Below are 22,498 nucleotides of genomic sequence, written 5' to 3'. Positions count from 1 at the left end.
GCCATGACCTCCACCGAAACGCTTGTCGACAGCCCGACGGACTTGGCGGACCCCGCACGTACGGGTGACCGGCGTCGCTGGTTCGCCCTCGCGATCGTGATGACCGCGGCCTTCATGGACCTCGTCGACGTCACGATCGTCAATGTCGCGATCCCGTCGATCCAGCGGGACGCGGGCGCCTCCTTCAGCCAGATCCAGTGGATTACGGCCGGTTACGCGCTCGCCTTCGCCGCCGGGCTGATCACCGGCGGGCGGCTGGGTGACATCCACGGCCGCAAGCGGCTGTTCCTCGTCGGCATCGGCGGCTTCACGCTCGCCTCGGCGCTGTGCGGCTTCGCCGCGAACCCGGAGATGCTGGTCGCCTCGCGCATCCTCCAGGGCGGGATGGCGGCGATGATGGTGCCGCAGGTGCTGTCGATCGTGCACGCGACCTTCCCGGCGCACGAACGGGGCAAGGTGTTCGGGCTGTTCGGCGCGATCGTCGGGCTCGGGGCCGTCTCCGGTCCGCTGCTCGGCGCGCTGCTCACCGAGTGGAATCTGTTCGGTCTTGAGTGGCGCCCGATCTTTCTGATCAACCTGCCCGTCGGTATCGCGGGCCTGATCCTCGGCAGCCGTTTCATCACGGAGTCCAAGGCGCCGCGCGCGCTGAAGCTGGACCTCGTCGGCGTCGCCCTGGTCACCCTCGGCCTGCTGATGCTGCTCTATCCGCTCACCCGGGGCGACGAACTGGGCTGGCCCGCCTGGGGGTTCGTGTCGATGTCCGGCTCGATCGGGGTCTTCTCCGCGCTGGTGGCGTACGAGCGCCGGAAGGCGGCGCGGGACGGTTCGCCGCTCGTCGAGCTGTCGTTGTTCGAGGTGAAGAGCTTCGCGGCCGGTATCGCCGTACAGACGGTCTTCGGCATCGGGCTCGGCATCTTCTTCCTGGTGTGGACGCTGTACATGCAGATCGGGCTGGGCTGGAGCCCGCTGCGGGCCGGGCTGACCGGCGTGCCGTTCTCGATCGCGGTCTCGGTGGCGGCCGGGATGTCCGTGCAGAAGCTGGTGCCGCGGCTCGGCGGACGCAATGTGCTCCAGACCGGCGCGCTGGTGATGGTCGTGGGCGTACTGCTCTACCTCTGGGAGGCGAACCGGTACCAACTGGCCATCGCCTCCTGGCAGATGGCGCTCCCGCTGGTCGTGATGGGCGCCGGTATGGGTCTGATCTTCGCCCCGCTGACCGACACGATCCTCTCCGAGGTGCCGCGCGAGCACGCGGGTTCGGCGTCCGGGCTCATCAACACCGTTCAGCAGATGGGCAACGCGCTGGGGCTGGGGTTGGTGTCGGTGGTCTTCTTCGGCTCGATCGGGGACCGGCTGACCCCGGCCGAGGTGGGTCCCGCGTTCGTCAACGCCTTCCAGAACGCGCTGGGTTGGGTGGCCGCGGTGATGGGCGCGATCTTCCTGCTGATGTTCGCGTTGCCGGGGCGGGCGGCGGGGCGTGTGGCGGGGGAGACGGCCAAGGAGGCGGCACCGAGCGGGAGTTGACGCCGTTCGGCAACGCAGGAGAGCGCCCCGTCCCGAGGTCGTACCCGGGGCGGGGCGCTCGGTGCAACCGGTCGGACATTGGCGTACGCCGGTGCGCGGGGGGAGGCGTACGCCGGGCAGATCCGACGGCGTGGGCGGTGCCGGATGTCACGCCGCGTAGTGAAGAGGTCGCTTACGAGGGAACGCTCCGGCTTCGCGGCGGCACGTGTGCCCAACCCGGCGGGCCCGCAAGGAAATTGACAGAGTGAGAGATGGTGATGGGATGGGTGGGGCGGAGCGGGACTCGGACGCTGATGCCTGTATCCATTAGTCGATATTTTGCTGTGTGCTGTGGTGAACCCTGAATTCCCCGGTGATAATCCGTTCCCCGTGTTGCTGCGCGGTATTTCTTTTCGAATCGGACTGCCTCTCGGAAGGGAATTGCCGAGGTGTCGGGTGGTCGGTTCTTCGGGTGCGCCGGCGGCCGATCGGGCCGTTGGTCCGGTGGGGCGTGTTGGCGGAATCTGTTAGTTCTTGATCGATGGCTGTCATTTGCGGGTGCTGTCACGCGGCTGCAGGGATGGTAACGGTCCCGCCTTCATGTCTGCAAAAGGGATAAAGAGTGCAGTCGGGTGGGATATTCCGACGGCGTGTACGGGAGGATGTGCTGTCGGTGACAGCTTCGGGACGGCGGTTGGCCCTGGCCGTCCCGTGCCGGAGCGGCCTTGTCGCCTGATGGGGAGTGACCCAAAGGCCGGTCGTGGTGTTTACTGGGCAGCGGTCTGATCCCTGACGGGTCCGGGCCTTTCCGGGAGGTCCTGGGGGTGGTGCCCCAGGGCCTCTCGTCTTTGCCGCCGGTTTGTGTGGGCGTCATATGTCGCTCACCGGAGAAGTGTCCCGACGTACCTCGGAGAGGGCGCGGGCTGCGATGGTAACCGGTTTGGTAATTGCGAAATTGGTGGTCACTTTTCCGTCCGGATTACGTGTGATCTTCTGTGGCGAAGCCCCGCCGTGAGGGGTTTCGAGCCATGATCACTATTCGTCGCGGTACCTTCGGAATCGCGACTGGCTCTTCTCTCGCAACGAGCGGTACCGTTCTGTCTCGCTCAACTGTTTCCCCCCGGCCTCACCACCCGGGCGTTGCCGCACCTCCCGGAGAGGGAGGCCGGACCCGTCACCCGTGACCCCGCCGACCGGCGGGGCCGCAGAGCTTCAACAGAACAGAGAAAGGGACCCAGACCCCCATGCGTACCGTGACACATCGTCACCATCGCGCGCCTCGCGGCGCGTACGCCGGGACACGCGCCGCCGCGGCCTTCGGAGCCGGCGAGTGAGGACACTCGCGACCGACGACACCGCACGGCCGATCGACTTCCTCGAGGGCTGCGAGAACAAGCCCCGGGGAAGCTTCCTGCGGTGTCTGGACAGGGAGGACTGGCGCGCCCTGCTGGAGGCCGGCCTGTGCAGCCGCGGCTTCGCGCGGGACGAGCACCTGCCGATCGGACCGGACGACCGGAACGTCTACATCATCTGGGACGGCGTCGTACGCCAGGACCGCTTCCCGCTCGGCGAGGGGGAGCACGTCCCCACCGTCACGCGGTTCCGGGGCCGCGGCCAGCTGATCGGCGAGGCCAAGCTCGTCACCCCCGGCTCCGCCGTCCTCACCAAGTGCCTGGCCGAGACGGTGGCCATCCCCTGCCGCGCCCAGTACTTCAACGCCCTGCTGGGCAAGTGGCCCGAGATCCGACTCGCCCTCCTGCGCAGCCTCGAAGAGCGCAACCGCAGCGACGAACTCGTCTACACCATGGCCACCAGGCCACCCCTGGAGCGCGTCAGCAGGCTCCTGGCGCACCTCGCCGACACCGTGGGTTCCCCCGGCCCGAGGGCAGGCTCCACCCACATCGTCGGCCCGGGCCAGAAGGACCTCGCCGCGGCCCTCCAACTCGCCGTCTCCACCACCGAGAACGCGATCCGGACCCTGCGGTACCACGGGATCATCGAAGCCCGGTACCGCCGGTTCGTCGTGCACGACGTCGACGCGCTGCGCCACCTCGCCGTCGGGAACTGACACCGCCCGGCGTGCCGGACCCCCACTCCGGCGCTCCGGCTCCTCTGCCGCTCACGCTCCGCCCCCGAACGGATCACCGCATGATGACCAGCACCACCACGCTGGCGATCGGCACCAGTGCCGGCACCCTCCTCCTGACCGCCACCTCCGCCCTCGTCATGGGTCTGTTCGCCGGGTTGTCCCACCGGCACCAGAGGCAGTTCTTCGCCTGGACGCGGAAGATCCGCCGCAAGGACGAGACGAACACCGACCTCGACAAGCCGGCCGAATGGCTCGGTGACCTCTACAAGGCCCAGTGCGGCCTCACCCGGAAGCCCTGCGTCGCCGACGACTTCGCGGAGATCTCCTCGATCGGCAACATGATCGAGGGAGTCACCGACCACACCGAGGCCGTCCGCCTCGAACTGGCGAAGGTGGTCGAGTGCGTGCGGGGCTATGTCGCCACCGCCCTGCCCGAGCCCGGCCCCGTCACGCGCATCACCGTTCCGTACCACCGGGCCCAGCTCATCCTCGCCATGCGGCAGGAGGCCGCCCGGGGTGAACTGGTGCGCGCCGTCCTCGCCGCCCAGAAGAGGATCAAGGACCTGCGCCACAGCTGACCGCACACCGCACCTCTCCCCAAAAGGCACCGCAAGGCGCCCCCGATAAAGATCGCTCTGCCCGTTCATGTCCACCTAATGCCCGAACCTGTTTACTTTCCGGAAATCCGGGCGTAGCCTCCCAGCGAAACCACAAGTTCGGGCAAAGGTCGGAGGCGAACGGACATGTACGCACCGGAGCGGCAGCAGGAGATCCTCCGGCTGGCCCGTGACGGCGGCCGGGTGGACGTGGTGTCGCTGGCCGAGGAGTTCCAGGTCACGGCGGAGACGATCCGCCGGGATCTGAAGGCCCTCGACCGCGCGGGACTCGTCCGCCGGGTGCACGGCGGTGCCATACCCGCCGGGCGGCTGGACTTCGAGCCGGACCTCGCCGAGCGCGAGTCGACGGCGGCCGACGAGAAGGACCGGATCGCCAAGGCGGCCCTCGCCGAGCTGCCCACGCAGGGCACGGTGATCCTCGACGCCGGTACGACGATCGCCCGCCTCGCGGGCATCATCCCGCTGGAGGCCGAGCTCACCGTCGTCACCCACTCGCTGCCCATCGCGGCCCGCCTCGCGGACCACCCGGGCATGCAGCTCCACCTCGTCGGGGGGCGCGTGCGGCACCGTACGCGCGCCGCCGTGGACGCCTGGGCGCTGCGGGCGTACGGCGAGATCCGCGCCGACGTCGTGTTCGTCGCGGCCAACGGCTTCTCCGCCGGACACGGGCTGACCACCCCCGACCTCGCCGAGGCCGCGGTCAAGCGCGCGGCGATGACCGCCGCCCGCCGCGTGGTGCTGCTCGCCGACTCCGCCAAGCACGGCCAGGAGCACTTCGCCCGCTTCGGCGCCCTGAGCGACGTGGACCTGCTGATCACCGACAGCGGGCTGAGCCCAGAAGACGCCACCGCCATGGAGCGCGGCGGCATGGAAGTAGTGCGCGCATGATCCTCACCGTCACCCCGAACCCGTCCCTCGACCGCACCTACGAGGTCCCTTCGCTGGACCGCGGCGAGGTCATACGGGCCACCGGCGAGCGCATGGACCCGGGCGGCAAGGGCGTCAACGTCTCCCGCGCGGTAGCCGCCGCGGGCCGCCGTACGGTCGCCGTCCTGCCGTTGGGCGGAGCGCCGGGCGCGCTGGTCGCGGATCTGCTCGACGCGCAGGGCATCGAGGTCGCGCCGGTCCCGGTCGCCGGGGCCACCCGCTCGAACATCGCGCTGGCCGAGGCGGACGGCGTCCTCACGAAGATCAACGCACCCGGGCCCGAACTGACCGCAGCCGAACAGGAGTTGCTCCTGGAGACGGTCCGGCAGCAGTCGCGTGACGCCGACTGGATCGCCTGCTGCGGCAGCCTCCCGCGCGGCCTCGCGCCGTCCTGGTACGCCGAGTTGGTCGCCCGCGCGCACGCCGTCGGCGTCCGGATCGCCCTCGACACCTCCGGCCCCGCGCTCATCGAGGCGCTGCGCGAACGCCCGGACGTGGTGAAGCCCAACGCCGAGGAACTCGCGCAGGCCGTCTCCCGCCCGCTCGCCACCGTCGGCGACGCGGTCAAAGCCGCTGAAGAACTGCGGGAGTTGGGCGCGGGTGCCGTCCTCGCCAGCCTCGGGGCCGACGGGCAGCTGCTCGTGGACGGCTCCGGTGCCTGGTTCGGCAGCGCGCGCGTCGACGTCGTACGGAGCAATGTCGGCGCGGGGGACTCCTCGCTGGCCGGCTTCCTGATCGCCGGCGGCCACGGCCCGGAGGCCCTGGCCTCGGCCGTCGCCCACGGCGCCGCCGCCGTCCAGCTCCCCGGCAGCGTGATGCCCACCCCGGCCGATCTCGACCCGGCCGCGGTGACGGTCACGGCGGACGTCCCGGTGGACCGCGTCCTGACGGAGCCGGTGACATGAGCGCCTCCAGGGTCGTCATGACCGCTCACCGGTACGCCCCGTTACCGGCCACCCTCCCCTCCCCGAAGTCCCGCTGTACCCCCGTCCCCACCCCCGCCCACGGCAGTTGCCGGGCGATACGCGTGCGAAGGAGCCCGCGATGAGCGAGATGATCACCGCGGACCTGGTCGACCTCGACCTGTCCGCCGATACCAAAGAGGCGGCGGCACGTGCCCTCGCCGAGCGCATGGTCGCCCAGGGCCGGGTCACCGACCTGGAGGGCTTCCTCGCCGACGTGGCCGCCCGCGAGGCGCAGATGCCGACCGGCCTGGACGGCGGCATCGGCATCCCGCACTGCCGCAGCGAGTACGTCACCGAGCCGTCGCTCGCCTTCGGCCGCAGCGCCGAGGGCGTCGACTTCGGTGCCCCCGACGGCCCCGCGGACCTGATCTTCCTGATCGCCGCGCCCGCCGGGGCCGACGACGCCCACCTGACGATCCTCTCCGCGCTGGCCCGGCAGCTCATGAACGCCGAGTTCACGTCCGCGCTGCGGTCCGTGGGCGACGCGGAGAGCGCGGCGGCCCTGATCCGCGGCGACGAACCCGAGGGCGGCACAGACTCCGCCGCGACGCCGGTGGCGGCCTCCGCCGGCGCCGCGGCGGGCAGTTCCACGGCTTCTACGGCCGCTGCGGACACGGGCGCCGACGCGCAGCCGTTCCGTATCGTCGCCGTCACCTCCTGCCCGACCGGCATCGCGCACACCTACATGGCGGCCGAGGCGCTGGAGAACGCGGGCCGGGACGCCGGTGTCGAACTCGTCGTCGAGCCGCAGGGCTCGGCCGGTTTCACCCGGCTCGACCCGGCGGTGATCGCGGCGGCGGACGCCGTGATCTTCGCCCACGACGTGCCCGTACGGGAGAAGGAGCGCTTCGCCGGCAAGCCGACCGTCGACGTCGGCGTCAAGGCGGGCATCAACCGTCCCGCCGAGCTGATCACCGAGGTCCGCGGCAAGGCGGAGCGCGGCGAGGTCAGCGGCGGATCCGCGCCGACCCCGGTCGAGCGCGGCGGCGAGGCGGGCGAGGGCTACGGCTCGATGCTGCGCAAGTGGCTGATGTCCGGCGTCAGTTACATGGTCCCGTTCGTCGCCGCGGGCGGTCTGCTGATCGCCCTCGGCTTCGCGATCGGCGGCTACGAGATCAAGTCGGCGCCCTCGGTCATGGACCACTTCGTGTGGACGCAGACCGACAGCTGGGCCGCGCTGATGTTCCAGATCGGCGCCGTCGCCTTCGGCTTCCTGGTCCCGGTGCTGGCGGGTTACATCGCCTACGGCATGGCGGACCGGCCGGGTCTGGTGCCCGGATTCGTCGGCGGCATGATCGCCTCCACCATCAACGCGGGCTTCCTCGGCGGTCTTGCCGCCGGTCTGATCGCCGGTGGTGTGGTGCTGGCGATCCAGAAGGTGAAGATCCCCAAGGCGGTGCGCGGGATCATGCCGGTGGTGGTGATCCCGCTGATCTCCACGGCGATCGTCGGGTTCCTGATGTTCGTGGTCATCGGGAAACCGATCGCCTCGGCGCAGAAGGGCATGACCGACTGGCTCAACGGCCTCAGCGGCTCGAACGCGATCCTGCTGGGCGCCCTGCTCGGCCTGATGATGTGCTTCGACCTCGGCGGCCCGGTCAACAAGGTCGCGTACACCTTCGCCACTGCGGGCATCGCGGTCTCCAGCCCGAGCGACTCGGCGATGAAGATCATGGCCGCGGTGATGGCGGCCGGCATGGTCCCGCCGCTGGCGATGGCCCTGGCGACGACCGTGCGCGGCAAGCTCTTCACCGAGACCGAGCGCGAGAACGGCAAGGCCGCCTGGGTCCTGGGCGCCTCCTTCATCTCCGAGGGCGCGATCCCGTTCGCGGCGGCCGACCCGCTGCGGGTCATCCCGTCCGCGATGGTGGGCGGCGCGATCACCGGCTCCCTGTCGATGGCGTTCGGCGCGACCCTGCGGGCCCCGCACGGCGGCATCTTCGTGGTCCCGCTGATCGGCCACGCGTTCCTCTACCTGATCGCCATCGCGGTCGGCATGTGCGTCAGCGCGGCCCTGGTCGTCGTACTGAAGGGCATGCGCAAGTCGCCTGCCGGCAGCGCGGCCCCCGGAGCGCCGGAGGACATATCCGCTCCTGCGGCGGACACGAAGCAGCCGGTCGCCGCCTAGCCTCTTTCCGGCCTCCGTCTGGGCTCTTTTGGGCCACCGTGAGGTGTTCACGGCAACTGCGAGATACGTCACGGTCCGGGACCACGGTCCCGGACCGTGGTGTCTACTGGAACGCATGCCTGAGCACGTCTCGATCCTCCAGCTGACCGGTGTGGCCGTTCTCGCCCTGGCGACCGTCGCCTGGGTGTTCGGCCTGACGCGCGTCCTGCGCCGCTCCCTCGCGGAGCCCACCGTGTGGCACGCGGCCCACCCGCTGCACGGTCTCCCGAACCAGCGTCACACCGCTCCGCACGTGGAGTCCGTCGAACTGACCCCGGCGGAGCGGGACGCCTTCGCGGGTCTGGTACGACAGCTCAGCGACGGGCGTTGACTCGGCGGCGGGCTTTGAACGGCCCGGCTCGGGGCTGCTAGGAGACCTGCGCCGCCCGGCGCTCCATCGCGTCGCGGGCCGCGTCCTCGCTGGCGTACACCTCGCACATGTGACGGCCGTCCGGTGTCGCCGTGTGCTCGACCTCCCAGAGGGAGATCTCCGCGCCGTCCTGCAGCAGGAACGCGTGCTCGTAGAGCGAGAAGCAGAGCGCCGCGCGGCCCGCTCGGAACGGGCGGCCGAAGGCCTGCGTGATCTGGTGCGCGAACGCCGTCTCCAGCAGCGCGGCCGTCTCGCCGTCCGGCCGGTCCACGTTCTCCGCCCGGCGCAATAAACGGCGCGCGTGGTCCGCGGAGTCGTCCGCCAGATACGTGTGCCGGGGCTCCGGGAACGGCGCCAGCTGCACCATCACCGGCAGTTCGAAGTCCGGGGGCTCCGGTGTGTCCGGCGGCAGCGGCAGCCGCGCGGTCGCGATGCGCAGCTCCTCCTCGTCGACGTACACCTCGTGCTGAGTGTCTCTGCCCAGCACGGTGTTGTGGACGAGCTCCCACAGGGTGAGCGCGGAACCGTCGGCGAGCAGCCATGTGTGCCGGTACGTCTCCCGGTGCAGGCCGGCGCTGTGGTGCGCGGAGTGCAGCGAACTGTCGTGCGCCAGCGCGCAGTCGAGACGCCCTATCGTCTCGTCCGGCAGCTCGAAGGAGTTCAGGGCACGGCCGAGGAGTCGCGCGAGATGCTCTTGCGGAGACTCGGGCGACTCGGGTTGTTCGTACGCTGCCGTGTCGTACGGAACGCTCAAGGCTTCTCCCGGCGTTGCTGCATGTCACCTTGTGGGTGCATACCGTAGCCCCTCGGTCGGACATCATGTCCGGGAACCGAGAAAACGTATGCCCGGAAAACGCGCGGGCCGCGCGAGATGTTCCCGCGCGGCCCGAAGTTCCGTCAAAACCCGCCGGTCAGGCAGCACTTCCGGCGGTCCACTCGCTCCACGCCATGTTCCAGCCGTTGAGCCCGTTGTCCGGGGCGACCGTCTTGTCGGGGGAGTTCTTCACGACCACGACATCGCCGATGAGCGAGTTGTCGTAGAACCAGGCGGCGTTCGTCGCGCCCTGCGCGCCCTGTACGTCCGCGAGCCCGACACAGCCGTGGCTGGTGCCCGTCTGGCCGAAGGGCGGGTTGGACTTGTTGTACCAGTAGTTGCCGTGGATGAACGTTCCCGACGAGGTCAGGCGCATCGCGTGCGGCACGTCCGGGATGTCGTACTCCCCGCCCAGGCCGACCGTCTGGCTGTTCATCCGGGTCTGGGTGAACTTCTCGGAGATCACCATCTGCCCGTTGTACGTGGTGTGTTCGGGGCTGCCGGAGGAGATCGGCAGGGACTTGAGGGTCTGGCCGTCGCGTACGACCGTCATGGTCTGCGTGTTGACGTCCACGGTGGAGACCTGCGAGCGGCCGACGTTGAACGTCACGGTCTTCTTCTGCACGCCGTAGACGCCGTTCGCGCCCTGCACGCCGTCCAGGTCGATCTTCATCGTGACCTTGGAACCGGCCTTCCAGTAGTCCTGCGGCCGGAAGTCGAGCCGCTGCGCCCCGAACCAGTGGCCCACGACCTGCTGGCCGGTGCTGGACGTGACCGTGATGTGCGACTGCACGGCCTTCTTGTCGCTGATCACCTTGTCGAAGTTGAACGACACCGGCATCCCGACACCGACCGTCGTCCCGTTGTCCGGGGTGTACGTCCCGATGAAGCTGTTGCTCGAAGTGACGGTGGTGAAGATGGAGTTGGCGGCGGCGGTCTTGCCGCTGGAGTCCTTCGCGGTCGCCGATATCTGGTACTTGGTGCCGCGCTCCAACTGCTCCTTCGGCTTCCAGCTCGCGCCGTTCGCGGCGATCGCGCCGTCCACGGCCTCCCCCGAACCGGAGACCGTCATCTTCACGTCGGTCAGCGTGCCGTCGCTGACCTTTACGCCGGTGGAGTTGATGGACGCGTTCGTCGCGCCGTCCTTGGCGGAGATGGTGATCTTCGCGGTGGACGTCTTGGCGGTCGTGTTGCCGCCGCCCTTGCCGTCGGTGTTGGCGTCCGCGCTGGCGTTGCCACCACACGCGCTGAGGGTGAGGGTGCCGACCACCAGGGCGGCGATGGCCCCCAGTACGCGCCGCGCTGCTATGTCCGGCGTTGTCACGGGCTGCTCCAGGTTCGTGTGGTGTGCGTGATACGTGATCCGCTGCGTTGCGTGGACAAAGAGGGGGCGTGTGGCTGTACGGGTTCCCTGCGTTCCTCATGGGCGCCGTCCGGTGACAGAACCGGGACATACGCGGGGCGGGGGGCCAGGCAGGCGTCCCCTCTGGAGGCCGGGGGTAAAAGTAACCACTGTCGTGGTGCTTGACTGGTTAGAGGAGATCCCAACCTCCAGAGGGGTGGCTACCGTCTCCCGTACAGCTCCTCGTACGACGGCCATGTCCCGCCGGGTCCGTCCACTGGCTCGGCGGCGCGTACCGCGCGCACGATCGCCCGGGTCACGACGTCCGCGCCGGCCGCGAGAACGGCGTTGAGGGCGAGGGGGTTCTCGGCGTCCAGGGGGCGGGTGCCGGTGGCGAGGGTGAAGACCGTGTCGCCGTCGTTCAGGAGGTGCACCGGGCGTACGGCGCGCGCGATGCCGTCGTGGGCCGTGCCAGCCAGCTTCTGGGCCTGGGCCTTGGTGAGTTGGGCGTCCGTGGCCACCACCGCGAGCGTGGTGTTCAGCGGGGGAGGCGCGTTCTTGGCGGCTGCCTCGGCGAGGCGCAGCCGCGCGGCCTCGTGGACGTGCGGCTCGGGATACTCCACCCTCCCCCCGAACAACTCCCCGTACAGCACGCCCGTTTCGGGGTCCGTCGCCGAACCCGCCGCGTTGGCCACCACCAGCGCCGCCACCGTGATTCCCGAGTCCAGCACCATGCTCGCGGTCCCGATCCCGCCCTTCAACGGTCCGAGCGCCGCCCCCGTACCGGCGCCCACACACCCCTCGCGCACCCGCACCCCGGGGCCGCTGATCGCGGCGGCCTCGACCGCCGTCCGCCCGGTGGCCGCGTCCGGCCTGGCCCGGAAGGCGCCGCCCCGCCCCAGGTCGAAGACACAGGCCGCGGGTACCACGGGTACGACGTGCGACGGATCGGCGCCGACCCGCACCCCGCGCCCCTGCTCCTCCAGCCAGGCCATCACCCCGGACGCGGCGTCGAGCCCGTACGCGCTGCCGCCGGTCAGCACGATCGCGTCGACCCGTTGCACCAGGTTGCGCGGATCGAGCGCGTCGGTCTCCTTGGTGCCGGGTCCGCCGCCCCGCACATCCACGGCGGCCACCGCTCCGCCCTCCGGCGCGAGCACGACCGTGGTCCCGGTGAGCCAACCGTCCCCCGACCGCGTCGCATGCCCCACCCGCACCCCGGCCACATCCGTCAACGCGTCAACTGTCATGCGCGCCAGTCTCGCCCAGCCCCCTGCCGATCCGGGGACCATCGGAGCTGTCCACGCCGGTGCCCCGGGGATGGTCAGCCCGCCTTCGGCCCCTGTTCCCGTCCCGGTCGGCTGAGCTTCGACGACTGTTCCGGTGCCGGTCAGCCCGCCGTCGCCGTCGCCTCGGTTCCGCTCTCCTCGGCGGCAGCCGTCCGTGCCGTCAACGTCACCCCGACCGCCACCGTCAGTGCCGACACCAGCCCCGCCGCCAGTACCGCCCACTGGCCCAGGAACGTGCAGCAGAGCACCAGCAACGCGGCCACGGGGAGCACCAGTTGCTGGGTGACGCCCACCTTGTAGTGGCGGGCGTGGAGCGCCCAGACGGTGAGCAGGTACAGCGCTGTCGGCAGGGTCACCGCTGCGGAGGCCGCCGGTGTGGAGATGTGGGCCTTGCCGACCGCCTGTGTGACCGCCACCTCCAGGCCCGCGCCGATCGTGGCCGCCGACGCGAAGATCAGGTAGTGACCGTAACCCCACAGGAACGCCTGCTGGTTGGAGCGAAGGTGCCCGTGGATCGGCACCACGAAGTAGATCCACCAGGCGGCGAACACGATCAGCAGTCCGCCGGCCGCGATGGGCAGCAGCTCGCCCAGCGCGTCGTTCTCGTCCACCCCGGACTTCACGGCGACCGTCGCCGCCGCGATCGTCTCGCCCAGCACGATGATCGTGAACAGCCCGTACCGCTCGGAGATGTGGTGCGGATGCCAGGGCGTCGTGAAGTCCTTCTCGGCGTAGAGGGGGACGCACAGCTCCGCGATCACCATCACGAGGAACACCCATGCCCGGGCGGGTTCCGGCGCGACCACCAGCCCGGCCCAGCCGACCAAGCACAGCAGCACGCCGCCCGCGTACCGCACCGCCATGGTTCTCTCCGGGCCCTCCGCGTCCTTCGCGGCCCGCAGCCACTGTGTGGCCATCGCCAGCCGCATGATCACGTAGCCGAGCCAGACGACCAGGTAGTCGTGCTGCTCGAAGGCCCGCGAGACCCCGGCCGCGAGGACCAGGACGCCGGCGATCTGCACCAGGGTGACGACCCGGTAGAGCACGTCGTCGTTGTCGTACGCCGAGGCGAACCAGGAGAAGTTCATCCAGGCCCACCAGATCGAGAAGAACTGCATCGCGTAGTTCAGGACGCCCTCGCCCGCGTGCCCCTCCGCGACGGCGTGCGCCAGCTGGACGCCCGCCTGCGCGATGGCCACGACGAAACACAGGTCGAAGAAGAGCTCCAGCGGCGAGGCGACCCGGTGCGGCTCGTCCCGGCCCCGGGCGGTGAGCGGGCGCAGGGGGCGTAGGGGGCGCTGGGGGCTGTGCGTCTCGGACGTCATGGGGCCAAGCACAGCAGATAACGTCGGCCGGGGGCCGTACCCTGGACGCATGAGTACCGTCCCCGCACCCGAGCCGCGCGATCCGAAGCCCGCGCTGGTCTTCGACGACCCGTTGAGCCGGCCGTCCTCGGACGACACGGACCGCGGGTGGGGCGAGCGGCCCGAGGGTGACAGCGCGGCCGACCTGAAGCGCTTCCTCGACGAGAAGCCGCCCCACCACATCTGAGCCGTCGGTTACGGCTCCCGGTGTCCCTCGCCGCGCTGCGCGACGAGCGCGTCGCGGATCTCCTTGAGGACCTCCAGCTCGGTGATCTCGATGACCTCCTGCGTGCCCTCCTTGGCCTTGCGCTGGGCCTCCGCCCGGGCCAGGTACTTCGACATCGGCAGGACCATCAGGAAGTAGACGACCGCCGCGGTGATCACGAAGCTGAGGGCGGCTCCCAGGACGGAACCCCACATCAGCTGGATGCCCTTGTCGCCCGAGCAACTGCTGCTCAGGCACGAGCTGTAGGTGTCCAGGTTCTGTGTGCCGATCGCCCCGACGAGCGGGTTGATGATCCCCTTCACCACCGAGTTGACGATGTTCGTGAAGGCGGCGCCGATGACGACCGCGACTGCCAGATCGACGACGTTCCCGCGCATCAGGAAGGCCTTGAAGCCCTGCCAGACGCCCGGTTCCTTCTTCTTCTCGCTCAACTCGGAGCCTCTTCTCGCACGCGCAGGGGGTGGAACCGACAGCTCCGCAACCTACGTCAAGGCCCGGCCGCCCTGTCCAATTCAGTAACTCGAACGAGGGACTTGACAGCAAGTCGCCGAGACACCGAAAGGCATGGTTCACCTCACGGACCACCCCACGGACGAACCGGCCGATCAGCACATCGTCACCGCCAACCGTGCCGTGGCGCTCGCGCCGGCCAGCCGTGCCGCCGTCGAGCGTGGCACCGACAGCACCACCAACGCCCCGCCGCCGTCCGCCACTTCGAGCGGCTCGGGCACCTTCGTCACCCGCGCCCCGCGCGCGACCACGTGAGCGTCACCGCCCGCCGCCGACTCCTCGGCGGCGATCACATCGACCCGGTCACCGGCCCGCAGCAGCCGGACCGTACCGGCGTCGGCGATCCGCACCGGCGCCGACACCCACTCGACCGCCCGGCGCTGCCGTACCGGATCGGCCACCGGGTGCCCCCGAGGCCGCTCGCTGTGCCGTGCCTCGGACGCCTCACGCGGGCCCGCCGCGACAAGTGCGGCCGCGGTCAGCGCCAGCCCCGCGGCCACCGCCCGCCTCCGGTGCCGTAGCAGCCGGCGCAGTCGACAGCGGCCGCCGCGCACCCGCACCGGCGCGAAGTGCGGCACCTCGCACGTGGGCGGGGCGTCGGTGCCCAGCGGGCGCGGGAAGGAATCCGTACCCGACGGGCCCGTGAAGGAGGGGAAGGAGGGAGGGGAGAGGGACATGGGAACCACCACCTGTGACGAGGGATCGGCTTGCGGTCCCCACGATGAGGCCTCGCGCCGATGCCTGCCGGAGCCCGTGTGTTACCCGCCGGTTGTGGACAACTCCCTCACCCGAACGGGGAGTTCCGTATCCCCGGCCCCTCTCCGCATCCCCAGCCGCCGCGGTTACGGCAGCTCGAAGCCCGGGTCCATCCCGCCCAGCGCGTTCGCGCACAGGCAGTCCCGCGCCCCGGTCTCCGGCAGCGCGGCCACTGTGTCGAACAGCACGCCCCGCAGCCGGTCCACGTTGGCCGCGAACACCCGCAGCACCTCGTCGTGGGAGACGCCCTCGCCGGTCTCGGCGCCCGCGTCGAGGTCGGTGACGAGGGTCAACGAGGAGTAGCAGAGCTCCAGTTCACGCGCGAGCGCCGCCTCGGGATGGCCGGTCATGCCGACCACCGACCAGCCCTGCGCCTGGTGCCACAGCGACTCGGCGCGGGTCGAGAAACGCGGGCCCTCGATCACCACGAGCGTGCCGCCGTCCACCGGTTCCCAGTCCCGCCCGCGCGCCGCCTTCAGCGCGGCCGCCCGGCCGGTCGGGCAGTAGGGGTCGGCCAGCGACACGTGCACCACGTTCGGCACCGCGCCGCCGGGCAGCGGGAGTCCGTCGAAGTACGTGCCCGTCCGGGACTTCGTCCGGTCCACCAGCTGGTCCGGCACCAGCAGCGTGCCCGGCCCGTACTCGGGGCGCAGCCCGCCCACCGCGCACGGGCCGAGGACCTGGCGCACGCCGACGGAGCGCAACGCCCAGAGGTTGGCCCGGTAGTTGATGCGGTGCGGCGGCAGATGGTGGCCGCGCCCGTGCCGGGGCAGGAACGCGACCCGCCGGCCGGCGATCTCGCCGAGGAAGAGGGAGTCGCTGGGGGGTCCGTAGGGGGTGTCCACCTCGATCTCGGTCACGTCGTCGAGGAACGAGTAGAAGCCGGAGCCGCCGATTACGCCGATCTCTGCGTTCGCCATGGCCAGCACCCTAGCCGCCGCCGAAAAGCCACAGGAACGGATGCGGGAACCGGCTCCGGAAACACCGAAGACCCTGTCGTCGTACGACGACAGGGTCCCGCGGAGAAGTCCTACGCGGCGGAGCTGTTACTGCTGGACGAGGAGCCCGAGCTCGACGACTTCGAGTCTGATGAGGACGACGAGGTCGAGGGGGCGGACGGCTTCGAGTCCGAGGACGTCGACGGCTTCGGGGTGGCCGGCGAGCTGCTCGACGAGGAGCCGCGGCTGTCGTTCCGGTAGAAGCCGGAGCCCTTGAAGACAATGCCGACCGCGGAGTACACCTTCTTCAGGCGGCCACCGCAATTGGGGCACTCGGTCAGCGCGTCGTCGGTGAACTTCTGGACCGCTTCAAGGCCCTCGCCGCACTCGGTGCACTGGTACTGGTAGGTCGGCACTGTTGTCTTCCTCCTGGCACTCTCACTCAATGAGTGCTAACGAGCGTCCATAGTGACGTATTCCCGGGGATCAGTCCACTGCCACCGGCACGCGGTGACCGACGCCACGTGCCACGGTGCGGCTGCGGGGCCGGGTCGCGAGCCGTGACCGGAGGGCCACCAGGGTCCCCAGGGCGAGCACCGTACCGGCCATCGGGACCAGGAAACCGGCGCCGCCCCACAGGCGGTCCTCCAGCTGTCCGGCGACCGTGACGGCGGCGGCCTGGCCGAGGGCGACCGCGCCGGTCAGCCAGGTGAAGGCCTCGGTGCGGGCGCCGGCCGGGACGAGCCCCTCGACCAGGGTGTAGCCGGTGATCAGGGCGGGCGCGATGCACATGCCGACCAGGAGGCCGACGCCGGCCAGCAGCAGCACCGAGTGCGCGGTCCACAGGGCGGACGCGGTCAGCGCGAGCGCCGCGTAGCCGACCAGGAGGCGGCGCTGCGGGGCGACCTTCCAGGCGACGGCACCGCAGACGAGCCCGGAGAGCATGTTGCCTGCCGCGAACGTGCCGTAGAGGACGCCGTTCAGACCGGGTTCGCCGATCGACTCGGTGAAGGCGGCCAGGGAGACCTGCATGCCGCCGAAGACGGAACCGATGCCCAGGAAGGTCACGATCAGCACGCGCACCCCGGGGATGCCCAGTGCGGAAACGTGCTCCACGCGTGCGTGCCCGGCGAGCGCCACCTTGGGCTGGGTGCTCTTCTGGGCGGCGAACAGCAGACCGCCGATCAGCGTGAGCCCCGCCTCCGTGACCAGACCCGCGGCCGGGGTCACGGCGGTGCACAGGGCGGTCGCCAGCAACGGGCCGAAGACGAAGGTCAGTTCGTCCGTGACGGACTCGAAGGCGGCCGCCGTGCTCAGCAGCGGGGAGTCCTGGAGCTTCACGCCCCAGCGGGCGCGCACCATGGGCCCGATCTGCGGCACCGAGGCGCCGGTCGGCACGGCCGCCACGAACAGCGCCCACAGGGGCGCGTGGCCGAGCGCGAGGGCCGTGAACGTCAGGCCAGACAGGGTGTGCACCAGGACGCCGGGAAGCAGGACGGCCCGCTGTCCGTGGCGGTCGGCCAGCCGTCCGCTGTAGGGCGCGAACAGGGCCATGGAGACGCCGGTGACGGCCGCGGCGGCGCCTGCCGCGCCGTAGGAGCCGGTGGTGTGCTGCACGAGCAGCACGATGGAGATGGTGAGCATCGCGAACGGCTGGCGTGCCGCGAAGCCGGGGAGCAGGAACGTCCAGGCGCCGCGCGTGCGCAGCAGCTGCCCGTATCCGGGGCGGGATCCCGTCCCGGAGGTGACCGTGGATGCCACGGCCCGTGCCTTTCTGCCACCTGGTAGCGCGCCCTGTGCGGGGGGCGCCGAGAGCTGTCCTCTTGCGCGGAACTGCGGTGGATACCGGTGCCCACGCGGAGAGGGATTCGGCCGCCATACGGTCGCGCCAGCACTGCTTCAGGCAGAGTTGGTTCGATCAGAATGTGCCTTCATCGTACAGGTGATGAGGCCCGGTGAGCCTGTGAAAACGGGCACCACGCGTGCGTTCACCTGCGATTGGCGAACGTGTGAACCGTACGAAACATGCCCTTAACGACCGGCGCCGGTGGTGTCCGTGCCCAGCCACCCCGCCAGCTTGCCGCCGTGACCCACCGCGCGCAGCCGCTGCTCGGCGGCGTCCCGGACGGGGTCCGTGGCGACCACGAGGAGCTCGTCCCCGCGTCGCAGGACCGTCGAGGGCAGCGGGACAAACGATTTTCCGTCGCGTACGACGAGGGTGACCGCGGCCCCGGCCGGCAGCCTCAGTTCGTTGACCTCGACGCCGTGCATCTTCGACTCCTCGGGGATCGCTACGGACAGCAGATGCCCGCGCAGCCGCTCCAGGGGAGCCGATTCGATGCCGAGGTCGGCGGCCTCCGGGCCTTCGCCCAGCTTCAGCTTGCGCGCCAGCCAGGGCAGCGTCGGTCCCTGGACGAGGGTGTAGACGACCACCAGGACGAAGACGATGTTGAAGATGCGGCGGCTGCCCTCGACGCCGTTCACCATGGGGATCGTCGCCAGGATGATGGGCACGGCGCCGCGCAGCCCGGCCCAGGACATGAGGGTCTGCTCCTGCCAGGGCACCCGGAACGGCGTGAGGCTCACCACCACGCTGAGCGGGCGGGCCACCATCGTCAGCACCAGGCCGATGAGGAGCGCGGGCCAGACGTCGTCCCCCAGCTCGTGCGGGGTGACCAGCAGGCCGAGCAGGACGAACATGCCGATCTGCGCGATCCAGCCGAGCCCCTCGGCGAAACCGCGCGTGGCGGGCCAGTGGGGCAGCTTGGCGTTGCCGAGCATCATCGAGGCGAGATAGACCGCCAGGAAGCCGCTGCCGTGCGCCAGGGCGCCCGCCGCGTACGCGGTGACCGCGATCGCCATGACGGCGATCGGGTAGAGACCGGAGGCGGGCAGCGCCACGTGCCGCATCCCCCAGGAGCCGAGCCAGCCCACCGCGATGCCCATGGCCGCGCCGATGGCCAGCTCCAGGGCTATCTCGGCCACCAGCAGGTACCAGTGCTCGACCGGACCGGCCGTGGAGAAGGCGACGACCAGGATGACCACCGGGGCGTCGTTGAAGCCGGACTCGGCCTCCAGCGTGCCCGTCACGCGCGCGGGGAGGGGGATCCTGCGCAGCACCGAGAAGACCGCCGCCGCGTCCGTCGAGGACACCACCGCCCCGATGATGAACGCCTGCCGCCAGTCCAGACCGACCAGATAGTGCGCGCCCGCCGCCGTGACGCCGACGCTCACCGCCACCCCCGCCAGCGCCAGCGTGGCCGCGGAGGACAGGACCGGCCTGACCTCCTTCCACTTCGTGCCGAGGCCGCCCTCGGCCAGGATCACGACCAGGGCCGCGTACCCGATGACCTGGGTCAGCTCGGCGTTGTCGAAGTGGATGTCGCCGACGCCGTCCTGGCCCATGGCGACGCCGATCCCCAGGTACACGAGCAGGCTGGGGAGCCCGCTGCGCGAGGAGATCCGGACCGCCGCGACGGCGACGAGCAGGACGAGCGAGCAGACGAGCAGCAGCTGGTCGAGGTGGTGGACAGTCAGTGGCCTTCCCTTCCTCGGCTGACGCGCGTACAGAGCGGCAGCACATGTACAGGGGACGCGACGCCGCGGCGCCATGCGTCCAAGTACTTCGTTACCTTACCTAACTCTTGACGCTTTCTTGACACTTCGCGAGGCAAGATCGAACGCCCGTCCGCGCCGGTACCCGACTCCGCGTCAAGTCGCTCGGGACCCTGCGCCTATGGTTGCTCCAGCGCTCAGTCAAAAGCACAGCCCGCCCTGCCGCTCGCGTTAGGACAGCAAGGACAGCGATGCCCCCCAACACCACCGCCTCATCGGGTCATAAGCCCGGCAAGTCCGGCAGGAAAAAGGGGCGCAAAGCCCGTCTACTGGTGCTTGTTCTGGTAATGGCCATCATCGGGGGCATCGTCTACGGCGCGTACTGGTCCGTCAGCACGGTCCGCGCCTCCCTCCCGCAGACCACGGGTTCGATCACGCTCGACGGCCTCTCCGGACCCGTCGACGTCAAGCGTGACAGCTACGGCATCCCGCAGATCTACGCGTCCTCCGACGCGGACCTGTTCATGGCGCAGGGCTACGTCCAGGCGCAGGACCGGTTCTACGAGATGGACGTGCGGCGGCACATGACCGCCGGGCGGCTGTCCGAGATGTTCGGCAAGGGCCAGGTCAAGAACGACGAGTTCCTGCGCACCCTGGGCTGGGACCGGGTGGCTCAGAAGGAGTACGACACCAAGCTGTCGGCCTCCACGAAGAAGTACCTCCAGGCGTACGCCAAGGGAGTCAACGCCTACCTCCAGGGCAAGGACGGCAAGGACATCTCCCTGGAGTACGCGGCCCTCGGCTTCAGGAACGACTACAAGCCCCAGAAGTGGACCCCGGTCGACTCGGTCGCGTGGCTCAAGGCGATGGCCTGGGACCTGCGCGGCAACATGAAGGACGAGATCGACCGCGCCCTGATGACCAGCCGCCTCGGCCCCCAGCAGATCGCGGACCTGTACCCGGAGTACCCGTACAGCCGCAACCAGCCGATCGTCACCGAGGGCGAGTACGACGAGTACACCAAGACCTTCGACGGCGGCGACAGCTCCTCCAGCACGTCCACGAGCGGCACGACGGGCTCGACGTCGTCCTCGTCCGGATCGGCCCTCACGAGCCAGCTGGCGGGCCTCTCGAACGTCCTGGACGACCTCCCGACGGCCGTCGGCGTGAACGGCCAGGGCATCGGCTCCAACTCCTGGGTCGTCGCCGGGAAGAACACCATCACCGGCAAGCCCCTCCTGGCCAACGACCCGCACCTGGAAGCCTCGCTGCCGTCCGTCTGGTACCAGATGGGCCTGCACTGCCGCGCGATCTCCAGCAAGTGCCAGTACGACGTCAGCGGCTACACCTTCGCGGGCATGCCCGGCGTCGTCATCGGCCACAACCAGAACATCGCCTGGGGCATGACCAACTCCGGGGTCGACGTCACCGACCTCTACCTGGAGAAGCTCTCCGGCGACGGCTACCTGTCCGACGGCACGACGAAGCCCTTCACGACCCGCACGGAGACCATCAAGGTCGCCGGCGGCGCCTCCAAGAAGATCGTCGTCCGGGAGACCAACAACGGCCCGCTGCTGTCCGACCGCAACGACGAACTCGTGAACGTCGGCAAGAAGGCCACCGTCGACGCCGCGGCCCCCGACAGAGGCGACGGCTACGGCATCGCCCTGCGCTGGACCGCCGAGGACCCGGGCACCACCATGGACGCAGTCTTCGCCATCGACAAGGCGTCCGACTGGAGCGAGTTCCGCTCCGCGTCCGCGAAGTTCGACGTGCCCTCGCAGAACCTCGTCTACGCCGACACCAAGAACCACATCGGCTACACCCTGCCCGGCAGGATCCCGATCCGCGGCAAGGGCGACGGCTCGCTGCCCGTGCCCGGCTGGGACTCCAAGTACGACTGGACCGGCTACATCCCGCAGGCCGCCCTGCCGTACGAGTACGACCCCAAGCGCGGCTACATCGTCACCGCCAACCAGGCGGTGATCGACAAGGACAAGTACCCGTACACCCTCACCACGGACTGGGGCTACGGCACCCGCAGCCAGCGCATCACCGATCTGATCCAGTCGAAGATCGACGGCGGCGGCAAGATCTCCACCGACGACATGCGGCAGATGCAGCTCGACGACAGCAGCGAGATCGCCAAGCTGCTCGTGCCCAAGCTGCTGAAGATCGACGAGCCCGACGCCGACGTGCGCGAGGCCCAGAAGCTCCTGGAGGGCTGGGACTACACCCAGGACGCCGACTCGGCGGCTGCCGCCTACTTCAACTCGGTCTGGCGCAACATCCTCAAGCTCGCCTTCGGCAACAAGCTGCCCAAGGAGCTTCGGGTCGAGGGGCAGTGCCTGTTCGTCTCGCCGGTCGACACCACGGGTCCCGCCGACGAGGACAACAAGAAGGTGCGCGAGTGCGGCGAGCGTGACGCCGACGAGGCCCAGCCGGACGGCGGCGACCGCTGGTTCGAGGTCGTCCGCAAGCTCATGGACGACCCCACCAACGCCTGGTGGAAGACCCCCGCGTCGGGCAACCGCCCCGGGGCGAGCAACATGAACCAGCTGTTCAAGCGCGCCATGATCGACGCCCGCTGGGAGCTGACCGCCAAGCTCGGCAAGGACATCGACACCTGGAGCTGGGGCCGGCTGCACCGCCTGTTCCTGAAGAACCAGACCCTGGGCACCGACGGCCCCGCCATCGTCCAGTACATCCTCAACCGCGGCCCCTGGAAGCTCAGCGGCGGCGAGGCCACGGTCAACGCGACCGGCTGGAACGCGGCGGGCGGCTACGAGGTCGTCTGGGTGCCGTCGATGCGCATGGTGGTCAACCTGGACGACTTCGACAAGTCCAAGTGGATCAACCTCACCGGAGCCTCCGGACACGCCTTCAGCGCGCACTACACCGACCAGACCGGCAAATGGGTCGACGGTGAGCTGCTGCCGTGGTCGTTCTCGTCCAAGGCGGTCGACGGCAGCACGAGCGACACCCTGGTGCTCAAACCGTGAGTCGTTGAACAACCGGACAAACGGAAATGGCCCTCCACGCGTGCGTGGAGGGCCATTTCGCTTC

General features: G+C 70.0%; 19 protein-coding genes. 9 read left to right on the top strand and 10 right to left on the bottom strand.

Features of this window, described 5'->3' with window-relative positions; all coding sequences use genetic code 11:
* Positions 1-3 precede the first annotated feature (3 nt).
* From OO69_RS39050 to OO69_RS39020, 7 genes are all read left to right on the top strand, one after another.
* The gene (locus OO69_RS39050; protein WP_051801537.1) at positions 4-1,524 is read left to right on the top strand and encodes an MFS transporter; all 1,521 of its coding nucleotides are present in this window, start codon (positions 4-6) and stop codon (positions 1,522-1,524) included.
* Between the two features lie 1,309 nt (positions 1,525-2,833).
* Positions 2,834-3,571, top strand: coding sequence for a Crp/Fnr family transcriptional regulator (locus OO69_RS39045; RefSeq protein WP_033285683.1), 738 nt, complete (start codon positions 2,834-2,836; stop codon positions 3,569-3,571).
* 80 nt (positions 3,572-3,651) lie between these two features.
* Entirely contained in the window at positions 3,652-4,170 is a 519-nt protein-coding gene (locus tag OO69_RS39040; protein WP_033285682.1) for a hypothetical protein, read from the top strand.
* 165 nt (positions 4,171-4,335) lie between these two features.
* Complete coding sequence (locus tag OO69_RS39035) at positions 4,336-5,097, top strand: DeoR/GlpR family DNA-binding transcription regulator (protein ID WP_033285681.1); 762 nt, start codon at positions 4,336-4,338, stop codon at positions 5,095-5,097.
* Positions 5,094-6,041: a 1-phosphofructokinase gene (gene pfkB, locus OO69_RS39030; protein WP_033285680.1), complete on the top strand. Its 948-nt coding sequence runs from the start codon at positions 5,094-5,096 to the stop codon at positions 6,039-6,041. The genes OO69_RS39035 and pfkB overlap by 4 nt, the downstream gene beginning before the upstream one ends.
* Positions 6,042-6,180: 139 nt before the next feature.
* Complete coding sequence (locus OO69_RS39025) at positions 6,181-8,229, top strand: PTS fructose transporter subunit IIABC (RefSeq protein WP_033285679.1); 2,049 nt, start codon at positions 6,181-6,183, stop codon at positions 8,227-8,229.
* Between the two features lie 115 nt (positions 8,230-8,344).
* Positions 8,345-8,599: a hypothetical protein gene (locus tag OO69_RS39020; protein ID WP_033285678.1), complete on the top strand. Its 255-nt coding sequence runs from the start codon at positions 8,345-8,347 to the stop codon at positions 8,597-8,599.
* Positions 8,600-8,636: 37 nt separating this feature from the next.
* Here OO69_RS39020 and OO69_RS39015 read toward each other — a convergent pair whose 3' ends face one another.
* The 4 genes from OO69_RS39015 to OO69_RS39000 form a co-directional block, all read right to left on the bottom strand.
* On the bottom strand, positions 8,637-9,392 hold the full coding sequence (locus OO69_RS39015) for a DUF6227 family protein (RefSeq protein ID WP_033285677.1): 756 nt from the start codon (positions 9,390-9,392) through the stop codon (positions 8,637-8,639).
* A gap of 157 nt (positions 9,393-9,549) precedes the next feature.
* Complete coding sequence (locus OO69_RS39010; protein ID WP_051801535.1) at positions 9,550-10,776, bottom strand: L,D-transpeptidase; 1,227 nt, start codon at positions 10,774-10,776, stop codon at positions 9,550-9,552.
* Positions 10,777-11,015: 239 nt separating this feature from the next.
* Positions 11,016-12,044 (bottom strand): P1 family peptidase, encoded by a 1,029-nt coding sequence (locus OO69_RS39005; RefSeq protein WP_033285676.1) that lies wholly within the window; start codon positions 12,042-12,044, stop codon positions 11,016-11,018.
* 140 nt (positions 12,045-12,184) lie between these two features.
* Positions 12,185-13,408, bottom strand: a complete 1,224-nt coding sequence (locus OO69_RS39000; RefSeq protein WP_033285675.1) for a low temperature requirement protein A — start codon at positions 13,406-13,408, stop codon at positions 12,185-12,187.
* Positions 13,409-13,457: 49 nt separating this feature from the next.
* On the opposite strand from OO69_RS39000, the gene OO69_RS51575 reads away from it, so the two are divergent.
* On the top strand, positions 13,458-13,634 hold the full coding sequence (locus OO69_RS51575; RefSeq protein WP_106971187.1) for a hypothetical protein: 177 nt from the start codon (positions 13,458-13,460) through the stop codon (positions 13,632-13,634).
* Positions 13,635-13,642: 8 nt separating this feature from the next.
* Here OO69_RS51575 and mscL read toward each other — a convergent pair whose 3' ends face one another.
* The 6 genes from mscL to OO69_RS38970 form a co-directional block, all read right to left on the bottom strand.
* Entirely contained in the window at positions 13,643-14,104 is a 462-nt protein-coding gene (gene mscL / locus OO69_RS38995) for a large conductance mechanosensitive channel protein MscL (RefSeq protein ID WP_033285674.1), read from the bottom strand.
* Positions 14,105-14,278: 174 nt separating this feature from the next.
* Positions 14,279-14,860, bottom strand: a complete 582-nt coding sequence (locus tag OO69_RS38990) for a hypothetical protein (protein ID WP_033285673.1) — start codon at positions 14,858-14,860, stop codon at positions 14,279-14,281.
* A 165-nt stretch (positions 14,861-15,025) separates the two neighbouring features.
* Positions 15,026-15,859, bottom strand: coding sequence for an S-methyl-5'-thioadenosine phosphorylase (locus OO69_RS38985; protein WP_033285672.1), 834 nt, complete (start codon positions 15,857-15,859; stop codon positions 15,026-15,028).
* 110 nt (positions 15,860-15,969) lie between these two features.
* Positions 15,970-16,293 carry an FmdB family zinc ribbon protein gene (locus tag OO69_RS38980; protein WP_033285671.1) on the bottom strand — a complete coding sequence of 108 codons (324 nt, stop codon included), beginning with the start codon at positions 16,291-16,293 and terminating at the stop codon, positions 15,970-15,972.
* A gap of 70 nt (positions 16,294-16,363) precedes the next feature.
* Complete coding sequence (locus tag OO69_RS38975) at positions 16,364-17,638, bottom strand: MFS transporter (RefSeq protein ID WP_033285670.1); 1,275 nt, start codon at positions 17,636-17,638, stop codon at positions 16,364-16,366.
* 270 nt (positions 17,639-17,908) lie between these two features.
* Positions 17,909-19,489 carry a potassium/proton antiporter gene (locus tag OO69_RS38970; RefSeq protein WP_033285669.1) on the bottom strand — a complete coding sequence of 527 codons (1,581 nt, stop codon included), beginning with the start codon at positions 19,487-19,489 and terminating at the stop codon, positions 17,909-17,911.
* 194 nt (positions 19,490-19,683) lie between these two features.
* Here OO69_RS38970 and OO69_RS38965 point away from each other — a divergent pair, with 194 nt between their 5' ends.
* Complete coding sequence (locus OO69_RS38965) at positions 19,684-22,434, top strand: penicillin acylase family protein (protein ID WP_199811115.1); 2,751 nt, start codon at positions 19,684-19,686, stop codon at positions 22,432-22,434.
* Positions 22,435-22,498 lie beyond the last annotated feature (64 nt).

Origin of the sequence: Streptomyces sp. NRRL F-525 (genome assembly GCF_000716605.1) — a bacterium.
Taxonomy (GTDB): domain Bacteria; phylum Actinomycetota; class Actinomycetes; order Streptomycetales; family Streptomycetaceae; genus Streptomyces.
This window is presented reverse-complemented; position numbering and strand designations above follow the sequence as displayed.